Consider the following 12,382-nt stretch of genomic DNA (forward strand, 5'->3'; position numbering starts at 1 on the left):
CCTGAAGGGGAACGGAGGTCAGCGCAATATGAGTGATTCCGCGTCGTCTGTATACCAGGCGTACCAAAACAATACCTACCTGTTTGGTGGCAATGCCCCGTATGTCGAAGAGATGTACGAGAACTATTTGGCCAACCCCGGTAGCGTTCCCGATTCATGGCGTTCGTATTTCGACGCACTGCAGCACGTGCCCGCGGTGGATGGCACGAATGCCAAAGACGTGCCGCATCTGCCCGTCATCAACGCCTTTGCAGAGCGGGCCAAGTCCGGCGGCACCAAGGTGGTGCTGGCCAGCGCCGACGCCGAAATGGGGCGCAAGCGCACTGCGGCGCAACAGCTGATTGCCGCCTATCGCAATGTCGGCCAACGCTGGGCTGATCTCGACCCCCTCAAGCGTACCGAACGTCCGGCTATTCCCGACCTGGACCCTGCGTACTTTGGCTTTACCGATGCCGACCAGGAAACGGTGTTCGATACCAGCAACACGTTTTTCGGCAAGGACCGCATGTCCCTGCGCGAGCTGCTCAATGCGCTGCGTGAAACCTATTGCGGTACCTTGGGCGCTGAATACATGTACACCACCGAGCAGGCTGAAAAGCGTTGGTGGCAGCAAAAGCTCGAATCCATTCGCAGCAAACCCAATTTCAGTGCAGAAAAGAAAAAAGCCATTCTGGAGCGACTGACCGCAGCCGAAGGCCTTGAGCGCTTCCTGCACACCAAGTTCGTGGGCCAGAAGCGCTTCTCGCTGGAAGGTGGCGAGAGCTTTATCGCCGCCATGGATGAGCTGATTAACGCAGCCGGCATCAAGGGTGTGCAAGAAGTAGTAATCGGCATGGCCCACCGTGGCCGCCTGAATGTGCTTGTCAACACCATGGGCAAGATGCCCAAGGACCTGTTTGCCGAATTTGAGCATACCGCTCCTGAAGACCTGCCAGCCGGCGACGTGAAGTATCACCAGGGCTTCAGTTCCGATCTGGCGACCGATGGCGGACCGGTGCACCTCTCGCTGGCATTTAACCCTTCCCACCTGGAAATCGTGAACCCGGTGGTGGAGGGCTCGGTGCGGGCCCGTATGGACCGTCGTGGTGACGTGAAGGGTGCGCAAGTGCTGCCGGTACTGGTGCACGGTGACTCGGCCTTTGGTGGCCAAGGTGTCAACCAGGAAACCCTGGCGCTGGCACAGACACGCGGTTACACCACGGGCGGTACCGTCCACATCATCATCAACAACCAGATTGGTTTCACTACATCGGACCCGCGCGACATGCGCTCCTCGGTGTATTGCACCGATATCGTCAAGATGGTGGAAGCGCCTGTGCTCCACGTCAACGGCGACGATCCAGAAGCCGTGGTGCTGGCAACCCAGCTGGCGCTGGAATACCGCATGACCTTCCGCAAGGATGTGGTGCTGGACATCGTCTGCTACCGCAAACTGGGCCACAACGAGCAGGACACCCCCGCTCTGACCCAGCCGCTGATGTACAAGAAGATTGCACAGCACCCCGGTACCCGCAAGCTGTACGCGGACCGTTTGGCTGCACAAGGCCTGGGCGAAACTTTGGGCGACGACATGGTCAAGGCTTATCGTGCCGCCATGGACGCCGGCAAGCACACGGATGATCCGGTGCTGACCAACTTCAAGAGTAAATTTGCGGTGGACTGGGCACCGTTCCTGGGCAAGAAGTGGACCGATGCGGGTGACACCGCGGTACCCTTGGCCGAGTGGAAACGCCTGGCCGAGAAGGTCACAACCATCCCCGCCAGCATTACGGCCCACAAGCTGGTCAAGGACGTGTATGAGAACCGTGCCGCCATGGGCCGTGGCGAAGTCAATGTGGACTGGGGTATGGGCGAGCAGATGGCCTTCGCCACCCTGGTGGCAAGCGGTTATCCGGTGCGTCTATCCGGCGAAGACAGCGGACGCGGCACCTTCACCCATCGCCATGCCGTGATTCACGACCAGAATCGCGAAAAGTGGGATACCGGCACTTATGTGCCCCTGGCTAACGTGACCGAAAACCAGGCACCCTTTGTCGTCATCGACTCCATCCTGTCCGAAGAGGCGGTGCTGGCCTTTGAATATGGCTACGCCTCCAACGATCCCAACACCCTGGTGATCTGGGAAGCCCAGTTTGGCGACTTCGCCAACGGCGCCCAAGTGGTGATCGACCAGTTCATCGCCTCCGGCGAAGTGAAGTGGGGTCGTGTCAACGGCATCACCCTGATGTTGCCCCATGGCTACGAAGGCCAGGGTCCCGAGCACAGCTCGGCACGTCTGGAGCGCTTCATGCAGTTGGCGGCTGACACCAATATGCAGATCGTGCAGCCCACCACCGCCAGCCAGATCTTCCACGTGCTGCGTCGCCAGATGGTGCGCAACCTGCGTAAGCCGCTGGTCATCATGACGCCCAAGTCGCTGCTGCGAAACAAGGACGCAACCTCTCCGCTGTCCGAGTTCACCAAGGGTGGTTTCCAGACCATCCTGCCCGAGCAGAAGGACATCAAGGCCGACAAGGTCAAGCGCGTGGTGGCTTGCTCCGGCAAGGTCTATTACGACCTGGTCAAGAAGCGCGAGGAAAAAGGACACGACGACGTGGCCATCGTGCGTGTGGAGCAACTGTATCCCTTCCCGCACAAGGCGTTCTCGACCGAACTGAAGAAGTACCCCCATGCGACAGAAGTTGTGTGGTGCCAGGATGAGCCGCAAAACCAGGGCGCCTGGTTCTTCGTGCAGCACTACCTGCATGAAAACATGGCCGATGGCCAGCGTCTGGGTTACTCGGGACGTGCAGCCTCTGCCTCTCCTGCAGTCGGCTATTCGCATCTGCACCAGGAACAGCAAAAGGCGCTGGTTGAAGGCGCGTTCGGCAAGCTCAAGGGCTTTGTGCTCACCAAATAAAACACGAAAGAATTGATATGGCTATCGTAGAAGTTAAAGTCCCGCAGCTGTCTGAATCGGTTGCTGAAGCCACGCTGTTGCAGTGGAAGAAAAAAGTCGGTGATCTGGTTGCGGTCGATGAAATCCTGATCGAAATTGAAACCGACAAGGTGGTGATGGAAGTCCCTGCACCTGCCGCTGGCGTACTGGCTGAGCTGGTGCAAGGCGATGGTGCCACTGTCGCTGCAGAGCAATTGATTGCCCGCATCGACACCGAAGGAAAAGCTGGTGCTGCCGCTCCCGCAGCTGCGCCTGCCGCTGCGGCGGCGGCTCCCGCTGCATCGGCACCTGCAGCTGCAGCCCCGGCTTCCAACAGCAAGGCTGGCGTTGCGATGCCAGCTGCTGCCAAGCTGTTGGCCGACAACAACCTGGCTGTGGGTGCCGTCAGTGGCACCGGCAAAGACGGCCGCGTGACCAAGGGTGATGTGCTGGCCGCTGTCGCAGGTGGCGTGCAATCCACGGCCGCGGTGATCCCTACCGGCGTGCCGACCAAGGCATTGCCGCAGGTTTCCGCACCTGCCGCGCCCAGCCTGGGTGACCGTCCTGAGCAGCGCGTGCCCATGACCCGTCTGCGCGCGCGCGTGGCCGAGCGTCTGCTGCAATCGCAGTCCACCAACGCCATCCTGACCACCTTCAATGAAATCAACATGGCCCCGGTCATGGAAATGCGCAAGCGCATGCAAGAGCGTTTCGAGAAGGAACACGGCGTGAAGCTGGGCTTCATGAGCTTCTTCGTCAAGGCCGCAGTGCACGCGCTCAAGAAGTTCCCGGTGCTTAATGCCTCGGTGGACGGCAACGACATCGTGTACCACGGCTACTTCGACATTGGTATTGCGGTGGGTTCCCCCCGTGGTCTGGTGGTGCCGATTCTGCGCAACGCCGACCAGATGAGCTTTGCCGAGATCGAGAAGAAGATTGCCGAGTTCGGCGTCAAGGCACGTGACGGCAAGCTGGGCATGGAAGAAATGACCGGTGGTACCTTCTCAATCTCCAATGGCGGTACCTTCGGCTCCATGATGTCCACCCCCATCATCAACCCGCCGCAATCGGCCATCCTGGGCGTACATGCCACCAAGGACCGCGCCATGGTGGAAAACGGTCAGGTGGTGGTGCGTCCCATGAACTACTTCGCCATGTCCTACGACCACCGCATCATCGACGGCCGTGAAGCGGTTCTGGGTCTGGTGGCCATGAAGGAAGCGTTGGAAGATCCAGCACGCTTGCTGTTTGATATTTAACGCACACCCCAGGCTGCGCGCACTGCGTGTCGCTTCGCCACCCCCTTGCAGGGGCAACACCAGCGGGCCGGCACAGCCGGTTCCGCGGTGTTTTTGATTGAAGGCACGTCACGCGTGTCAGATGTGGATAACGAAAGAGTGAATCATGAGCAAACAATTTGATGTGGTCGTTATTGGCGGTGGTCCTGGCGGCTACATCGCTGCCATCCGTGCGGCCCAACTGGGCTTCAACGTCGCCTGTATTGACGAGTGGAAGAACGCAGCGGGTGGCCCGGCTCCTGGCGGAACCTGTACCAATGTGGGCTGCATTCCTTCCAAAGCCCTGCTGCAGTCCAGCGAGCATTTCGAGCAGGCCAACCACCACTTCGCCGACCACGGCATTACGGTCAAGGACCTGAAGATGGATGTGGCCACGATGATTGCCCGCAAGGACACCGTTGTGAAGCAGAACAACGACGGCATCCTGTACCTGTTCAAGAAGAACAAGGTCACTTTCTTCCATGGGCGCGGATCGTTTGTGAAGGCTGTCGACGGTGGAATTGAAATTGCCGTTGCGGGCAAGACCGAAGAGACCATTACTGCCAAGCAAGTCATTGTCGCTACCGGTTCCAACGCACGTGCCTTGCCCGGAACGCCCTTCGACGAGGAAAACATCCTGTCGAACGACGGTGCATTGCGCGTGGGCGCGGTGCCCAAGAAGCTGGCATTGATCGGCTCCGGTGTGATCGGCCTGGAAATGGGCTCCGTGTGGCGCCGTCTGGGTTCGGAAGTCACCATCCTCGAAGGTTTGCCCACATTCCTGGGCGCTGTGGACGAACAGATCGCCAAGGAAGCCAAGAAGGCTTTTGACAAGCAGGGCCTGAAGATCGAGCTGGGCGTAACCGTCGGCGAAATCAAGAACGGCAAGAAGGGCGTGTCCATCGCCTACACCAACGCCAAGGGTGAAGCACTGACCCTGGATGCCGACAAGCTCATCGTCTCCATCGGCCGCGTGCCCAACACCATTGGCCTGAACGCCGAAGCCATTGGCCTGAAGCTCGACGAGCGTGGCGCCATTGTGGTGGATGGTGACTGCAAGACCAACGTGCCCGGCGTCTGGGCCGTGGGTGACGTGGTGCGCGGTCCCATGTTGGCGCACAAGGCGGAAGAAGAGGGCGTTGCCGTGGCCGAGCGCATTGCGGGCCAACACGGGCATGTGAACTTCAACACCATTCCCTGGGTCATCTACACCAGCCCGGAAATCGCCTGGGTGGGCCGCACCGAGCAGCAGCTCAAGGCCGATGGCGTGAAGTACAAGGCTGGCACCTTTCCGTTCCTCGCCAATGGCCGCGCACGCGCCTTGGGCGATACGACCGGCATGGTGAAGTTCCTGGCGGATGCAACTACCGACGAAATCCTGGGTGTGCACATCGTGGGCCCCATGGCCAGCGAGTTGATCTCCGAGGCCGTGGTGGCCATGGAATTCAAGGCCAGCGCAGAAGACATCGCCCGTATCTGCCATGCGCACCCCTCCCTGAGCGAGGCGACCAAGGAAGCCGCTCTGGCGGTGGACAAGCGTACCTTGAACTTCTAAAGCCATCGCGGTTACAGAGCCGGTGCGGCGCAGCGTCAAAGAGACTTATGAAGCGGAGTTGGCCGCGCGCGGGTACAAGGCCGACCCGGCGCAGCTGCGCGCGGTGGAGGCCTTGGACCGCTGCGCCCAGGAATGGACGCACTACAAGGAGAAGCGCTCCAACGCCCTGAAGAAGCTGATCAATCGGCCCGACATACCGCGTGGCGTGTACATGTATGGTGGAGTCGGGCGGGGCAAAAGCTTCCTGATGGACTGCTTCTTCAACTCTGTTCCGCTCAAGCGCAAGACGCGGTTGCACTTTCACGAGTTCATGCGCGAAGTGCACCGCGAGTTGGCGGACCTGCAAGGCACGGTCAACCCGCTGGATGAGCTGGCCCGGCGCATGGCCCTGCGCTACAAGCTCGTGTGCTTTGATGAGTTCCATGTGGCAGACATCACCGATGCCATGATCCTGCACCGCTTGCTATCGGCGATGTTTGCCAACGGTGTGGGCTTTGTCACGACCTCCAATTTCAAGCCTGACGACCTCTATCCGAATGGCTTGCACCGCGACCGCATCCTGCCAGCCATCGCCCTGCTCAACAGCCGCATGGAAGTGCTCAGCGTGGACAACGGAACCGACTACCGCAGCCGCACGCTGGAGGCAGTCAAGCTCTATCACACCCCTTTGGGGCCACAGGCCGACGAGGCCATGAAGCAAGCTTTTGATGCGCTTGCCGAGCAGCAGGACGAAGACCCGGTGCTCCACATCGAGTCGCGTCAGATCAACGCCTGGCGCAAAGCTGGTGGCATTGTCTGGTTCAACTTCAAGACCTTGTGCGGCGGTCCGCGCTCGCAGAACGACTACCTGGAAATCGCTTCACGGTTCCACACGGTATTTCTGAGCGACGTGCCGCGCATGTCAGTACGTCTGGCGTCCGAGGCGCGGCGCTTTACCTGGCTGGTGGACGTGCTGTATGACCGGCGGGTCAAGCTGATTCTTTCTGCGGAGGTGGAACCGGATGAGCTGTATACCGAAGGCCCCTTGGCGCATGAATTTCCCCGCACGGTGTCGCGTCTCCATGAGATGCAGTCCAAGGAATACCTGGCGCTGGAGCGGCGTGTTGTGGATACGGGTTTGACATGAAGCGCATCGCTACCTGGGTGCTTTCTGTGCTGCTCACCCAGCCGTTGTGGGCACAAGCTGTGGCGCCACCGCAGGCGTCTGACTCACAGGACGCTCTGGCGCAGATTGAAGCCACGCGGGCACGCGAAAACGCGGCCTTTGATGCGCAGGAAGCAGAGTGCTACAAGCACTTTATCGTCAACAGCTGTCTCAAAGACGTTCAATCCAGGCGCACGGCCAAGCTGCGCGATCTCAAGCGGCAGGAAATCAGCCTGCATGACGCAGAGCGCAAGCAGCAAGGTGCAGAAGCCTTGGAGCGCATCGAACAGAAGACCCAGGAAAAGGCCGACAAGGATGCCCAGGCGGAGCTGGATTTGGCCGGCAATACGACGCAGGACCGGCAGCAGGCCCAAAAGGACAAGCAGGCGGAGCATGCCGCCAAGGCGACCAATCCAGGCGTCGCCGCCTCGGGGCCGCGTGAGACTACGGCGCCGACCGCTGCCCAGCAGGCGCAGAACCGGGAGGCTTATGCCAACAAGTTGGCTGAAGCCGCCAAGAAGCGCGAGGCGGCGGCCAAACGCATCAGTGAAAAGACCGGCAAGCCACTGCCTCCCCGTCCAGCGGCTTCCCAGGCTGTCAGCCCAGTGGCTCCAGCTTCACAACCACAATAGACAAGTTGTCGCCGCCCCCCCGGGCACGGGAGCGGGCCTTGTCGATCAGGAATTCGGTGGCTTCGCGGGCGGACAGCGTGGACAGGACGGAACCGATTTCGCTGTTCTTGAAGTAATGCCAGACACCGTCGCTGCAAGCCATGAGTGTGTCACCGGCGCGCAGTTGGGGGATGAAGTGGTAGGCAATTGGTGGATCGCTTTCAGTGCCCAGGCAACCCATCAGGATATTGGACTGCGGATGTACTGCCGCCTGCTCCTCCGTCAACTCACCTTTGTCCACCAGGGCCTGCACATAGGAGTGGTCTTTGGTCCGTTTGACGAAGGTGTTGCCGTGAAAGTAGTAGATGCGTGAATCACCGGTATGCGCCCAGTGGCAATCGCCACCCGGATTGATGATGAATGCCGCCATCGTGCTGTGGGGTTCCTGCTCGGAGGAAATGGCTGTGAGTTTGATGACCAAGTGGGCTTCATCCACGATCTGCTTCAGGATGGCGGAGGCATCTTCGGTTGCCGGGTCATAACGGTCAAATACCTGTTTGGCGGTCATCATCACCTGGTCGGAGGCCTTGCGCCCACCGCTGCGGCCACCCATGCCATCGGCCACGATGGCCAGGATGCATCCATTCACGCGCGGATGCTGCAGCAGCGCCAGCTGGTCTTGCTGGTAGTCACGGTCGCCCTTGTGGATGCCGGTGGAAGCGGTAAGACGGTAGCCTGTGGTAGCCATTGTTGCGCTCGCGTGAAGCGTTCCTCTCGGTAAACTGTATTCTGGTCGTATTATCGAGCCAGCAGGTGTTGATCCAACACCAAAGCGGCGCAAACTTTTATTCTTATTTCCCCTTGAGCCTTAACTTGAATTCCCCACAGCGACGCTTGATTGCGCTGCGGATGGAGCACAGCGATCTGGACGCACTGATTGACCAGGCTGCTGACAAAACGCCGGTGGACGAGCTGATGATGCGCAGGCTGAAGAAAAGGCGCTTGGCCTTGCGTGACGAAATTGCCCGTATCGAGCAATCTCTGCTTCCGGACGAGCCCGCCTGAATGGTCGAAAACCAGGCAGTTGCCGCAGCTTTTGGCATCGGCGGCCCGCTGGCTGCATCGGTGCCGGAATACCGCCCGCGTGAAGGTCAGTTGCAAATGGCCCAGGCCGTGGCGCAGGTCCTCGAGCAGGGGGGAAAGTTGATAGTGGAGGCCGGAACGGGCGTGGGCAAGACCTATGCGTACCTGGTACCCGCACTGCTTTCGGGCAAGCGCGTACTGGTGTCCACCGCTACCAAGGCATTGCAGGACCAACTGTTTGGCCGCGATATTCCCAGGTTGCGTGAGTTGCTTGGTGTATCACTGCGCGTGGCGCTCCTGAAAGGGCGGGGCAGTTATTTATGCCTGCACCATCTGGAATCCGCACGGCAAGACTGGCGTCTGGATGACGGCCGGGCCTTGCACCAACTGGCACGTATTGAAAGCTGGGCCCATGCCACGCAGACCGGGGACCTGTCCGAGGTGGAAGCGCTGGATGATTCTTCACCTCTGATGCCGTTGGTCACCTCCACGCGGGAGAACTGTCTCGGTGCCCGTTGTTCGCAGTTCAGCCGCTGCTTTGTAAACACGGCCAGGCGCGAGGCACTTGCAGCGGATCTGGTTGTGATCAACCATCACCTGTTTTTTGCGGATCTGAATGTGCGTGAATCCGGTGTGGCAGAGTTGCTCCCCAGCGTGCACACCGTGATATTCGACGAGGCACACCAGCTCAATGAAATCGGCGTGCAGTTTCTGGGGCGGCAGTTGGGCAGCGGTCAGCTCAGCAACTATGCACGGGACCTGGAGCGTGTTGCGCAAGTGCACGCGCGTGGCCTTGCGCCCTGGCCTGAGCTGGCCCAGGCAATAGAGCAGGGCGCTGAGGCCTTGCGCTCGCGTTTTCCTGTACAGGACGCAGCGGTACGGATGGAGTGGCGTGTGGTTGGCGAACGCTGGAATGACTTCCTGCAGGCCTGCCAGGCTTCCATGGCACATGCCCATGACGCTTTGGACATGCTGGCGGAGACAGCGCCCGAGCTGCAGGTGCTGCAGCAGCGGTGTGGCGACTTGATGGAGCAGCTTCAATTGTTCCTGCAGCCGATTCCGCCCGGCGCGGTCCGCTGGCTGGAGGTCGGGCGCCAGGTGCGCATGCTGCAGTCTCCCATGGATATTTCCCTGGCCATGCAGACCCGTGTGTTTGCGCAGCAAGAAGATGCGACTGCGGGGGCGGGCAAATCCTGGATATTTACCTCGGCCACCTTGGGTCACGATGCCGGTCTGAGCTGGATTGTGGAGAGCTGTGGTTTGGCCGGTGCGCATGTCCTGAAAGTGCCCAGTCCGTTCGACTATGCGCGACAGGCGGCCCTGTACGTGCCTTCACATTTCCCCAAGCCTGGCGACGCCTCGCACAGCCACGCGGTGGCTCAACTTGCCCTGGAGGGTGCGCGGCAACTGGGTGGACGTACTCTGGTACTGACTACCACGCTGCGGGCCATGCGCACCATTGGCGATGCCCTGGCCACCGCCATGCAGGGGCATGCTGATCTGGAGCTTCTGGTGCAGGGCGTATTGCCCAAGCGCGAGCTGCTATCGCGTTTTTTGCAGTACGCTGAAGATAGACAACGGGGCGCCATACTGGTGGCATCTGCCACCTTCTGGGAGGGTATAGACATGCCCGGCGAAGCTTTGCAATTGCTGGTGATTGACAAGCTGCCGTTCACACCGCCGGATGATCCGGTGTTGCAGGCACGGTCCAAGTCTCTGGAGAGCCGGGGAAAGAATCCGTTCAAGCATTTGCATTTGCCACAGGCGGCCGTGGCCCTGCGGCAGGGGGCCGGTCGACTGATACGGCGGGAATCAGACCAGGGTGTGCTAGTCGTGTGCGATACGCGCCTGATCCAGATGGGCTACGGGCGCCAACTGTTGGCCACCTTGCCTGCAATGCGCAGGCTGAATAGTGAAGCGGACTACCGGCAAGCGCTAGAGGCGCTTACCAGAGCTTCCACCAAGGATCATTGCTAGTGCGCTCACCTTTGGTGAGGAACTCAGAATTGGGGTAGTTGGTTTCCATGATGCGCTTGGCGTCATCACGCAGCTTCGTCAGGCCCAGGGCGTCGTACGACTTGTAGATGATGAACATGGCCTCTTCGACCGCGGGCACGTCACGGTAGTCTGCGACTGCCGTCTGCGCACGGTTGACCGCAGCCAGATAAGCGCCGCGCTTGTAGTAGTAACGTGCCACGTGCACCTCGTACTGCGCCAGCGAACCCACGATGTAATTCATGCGCTGGGTGGCGTCGGGTGTGTAGCGGGAATTCGGGAAACGGGCCACCAGTTCCTTGAAGGACTCAAAGGCTTCCTTGGAGGCTTTCTGGTCCCGTTCGGACAGATCCTGACGGGAAATGGCTGAGAACAGACCCAGATCGTCATTGAAGTTGATGATGCCCTTGAGGTACATCGCGTAGTCCAAGGCAGGGCTTGCCGGATGCAGCTTCATGAAGCGGTCCAAGGTTGCAATGGCCTGTGCCGGCTCCTGTGTGCGGTACTGCGCGTAGGCCTTCTCAAGCTGGGCCTGTTGTGCCAGCGGTGTACCAGCGGCACGCGCTTCCAGCTTTTCGTACAGGGGAATGGCCTTGTCATACTGGCCGGAGTCCGCAGAGTCTTTGGCTTCCGCATAGATGGCGTTGGGACTCATGGTGGCAGTCTTGTCGACTGGGGTGGAGCATCCACCCAACCCCAAGGCCGCGGTCATTAGCGCTACAGCATAAACGACCGATAATTTGACTCGCAACATTGTGGGAAACTTTCTTGAAACAGACGGACGGGATTATATCGGCCACCCCCCTTGAGCTTGGCAGCGAGGAGTCGGAAGAGCTGGGGCCGGACTCCGATATCCGCATCCTGCAGGTGGACGCAAGGTACCACGGCGAGCGCCTGGACAAGGTCCTGGCCCTTTCGGTCAGCGAATTCTCCCGTAGCTATTTGCAGCAGTTGCTGGAGTCCGGTTTGGTTACGGTCAACGGCAAGGTCGTGACCAAGACCTCGCAAAAGGTTCGGGCGGGCGACTCCATCAGTCTGGAGCTCAAACCCACGCCGCAAAGCCAGGCTTTCAAGCCGGAGGAGGTGGCGTTCGGCATCGCCTATGAGGACGAGCATTTGATGGTGGTCAACAAGCCCGCGGGCCTCGTAGTGCATCCCGCGCCAGGCAACTGGAGCGGAACGCTGCTCAACGGGTTGCTGGCCCACGCTCCGTGTTTCCTGGAAGTGCCGCGGGCAGGTATCGTGCACCGTCTGGACAAGGACACCAGCGGTCTGATGGTTGTGGCCAAGACCCGCGTCGTGATGGATGCACTGGTCAAAGCCATTGCTGCCCGAGAGGTCAATCGCCAGTATCTGGCGCTGGCGCATGGCGCCTGGAACGGGCCGGTGCAACGCACGGTGGATGCGGCCATTGGTCGGGATGTGCGCAATCGCTTGCGCATGGCGGTGGTGGACCTGGCCACACAGTCGGGCAAGGAGGCGCGCACCGACTTTGAGTTCCGTCGCGGTGACGCCACCCATTGCCTGGTGTATTGCAAATTGCATACGGGCAGAACCCATCAGATCCGGGTGCACATGGCTTTCATCGGTCATCCTTTGGTGGCGGACAGCGTGTACGGCGGCCTGCCCCAGTTGGGTCTGACTCGCCAGGCGCTGCATGCAACCCGGCTGGCATTTGTCCACCCGGTGACGGGCGAGCCGCTACAGTTTGACGCCGATCTTCCCGCCGACATGCAGCGGGCACTGGCGCAAATGGTGCCTGCGTTACAATCCGGCAAAGCCTGAAGGGCTGCAGACCGC

At 60.3% G+C, this 12,382-nt stretch carries 9 protein-coding genes and 1 pseudogene; 8 read left to right on the forward strand and 2 right to left on the reverse strand.

Annotation, left to right across the window (positions count from 1 at the left end):
* The first annotated feature begins 28 nt into the window (after positions 1-28).
* The 5 genes from AC1RMF_RS04260 to AC1RMF_RS04280 all read left to right on the forward strand — a co-directional run bounded on the left by AC1RMF_RS04260 (position 29) and on the right by AC1RMF_RS04280 (position 7,525).
* The gene (locus AC1RMF_RS04260) at positions 29-2,899 is read left to right on the forward strand and encodes a 2-oxoglutarate dehydrogenase E1 component (protein ID WP_342617429.1); all 2,871 of its coding nucleotides are present in this window, start codon (positions 29-31) and stop codon (positions 2,897-2,899) included.
* 17 nt (positions 2,900-2,916) lie between these two features.
* Positions 2,917-4,176, forward strand: coding sequence for a 2-oxoglutarate dehydrogenase complex dihydrolipoyllysine-residue succinyltransferase (odhB, locus tag AC1RMF_RS04265; RefSeq protein WP_493139794.1), 1,260 nt, complete (start codon positions 2,917-2,919; stop codon positions 4,174-4,176).
* Between the two features lie 145 nt (positions 4,177-4,321).
* Positions 4,322-5,749 (forward strand): dihydrolipoyl dehydrogenase, encoded by a 1,428-nt coding sequence (gene lpdA / locus AC1RMF_RS04270; protein WP_493139796.1) that lies wholly within the window; start codon positions 4,322-4,324, stop codon positions 5,747-5,749.
* A 22-nt stretch (positions 5,750-5,771) separates the two neighbouring features.
* Positions 5,772-6,875 carry a cell division protein ZapE gene (gene zapE / locus AC1RMF_RS04275; protein WP_493139798.1) on the forward strand — a complete coding sequence of 368 codons (1,104 nt, stop codon included), beginning with the start codon at positions 5,772-5,774 and terminating at the stop codon, positions 6,873-6,875.
* Positions 6,872-7,525 carry a hypothetical protein gene (locus tag AC1RMF_RS04280; RefSeq protein WP_493139800.1) on the forward strand — a complete coding sequence of 218 codons (654 nt, stop codon included), beginning with the start codon at positions 6,872-6,874 and terminating at the stop codon, positions 7,523-7,525. The genes zapE and AC1RMF_RS04280 overlap by 4 nt, the downstream gene beginning before the upstream one ends.
* Here the strand turns inward: AC1RMF_RS04280 and AC1RMF_RS04285 are convergent.
* Positions 7,491-8,252 (reverse strand): PP2C family protein-serine/threonine phosphatase, encoded by a 762-nt coding sequence (locus AC1RMF_RS04285; protein WP_342617434.1) that lies wholly within the window; start codon positions 8,250-8,252, stop codon positions 7,491-7,493. The genes AC1RMF_RS04280 and AC1RMF_RS04285 overlap by 35 nt on opposite strands.
* A gap of 113 nt (positions 8,253-8,365) precedes the next feature.
* Here AC1RMF_RS04285 and AC1RMF_RS04290 point away from each other — a divergent pair, with 113 nt between their 5' ends.
* Both AC1RMF_RS04290 and yoaA read left to right on the forward strand, forming a co-directional pair.
* A complete protein-coding gene (locus tag AC1RMF_RS04290) occupies positions 8,366-8,569 on the forward strand; it encodes a YdcH family protein (RefSeq protein WP_342621142.1) in 204 nt (67 codons plus the stop codon).
* Positions 8,570-10,564 carry a DNA repair helicase YoaA gene (yoaA, locus tag AC1RMF_RS04295; RefSeq protein WP_493139804.1) on the forward strand — a complete coding sequence of 665 codons (1,995 nt, stop codon included), beginning with the start codon at positions 8,570-8,572 and terminating at the stop codon, positions 10,562-10,564.
* Here the strand turns inward: yoaA and AC1RMF_RS04300 are convergent.
* Positions 10,533-11,336 (reverse strand): outer membrane protein assembly factor BamD, encoded by an 804-nt coding sequence (locus AC1RMF_RS04300; protein WP_342617436.1) that lies wholly within the window; start codon positions 11,334-11,336, stop codon positions 10,533-10,535. The two genes, yoaA and AC1RMF_RS04300, sit on opposite strands and share 32 nt — an antisense overlap.
* A gap of 14 nt (positions 11,337-11,350) precedes the next feature.
* Here AC1RMF_RS04300 and AC1RMF_RS04305 point away from each other — a divergent pair.
* Positions 11,351-12,359 (forward strand): annotated as a pseudogene (locus AC1RMF_RS04305) (RluA family pseudouridine synthase); the annotation flags it as partial.
* Between the last annotated feature and the right edge of the window lie 23 nt (positions 12,360-12,382).

The organism is Rhodoferax sp. GW822-FHT04A08 (assembly GCF_058801025.1).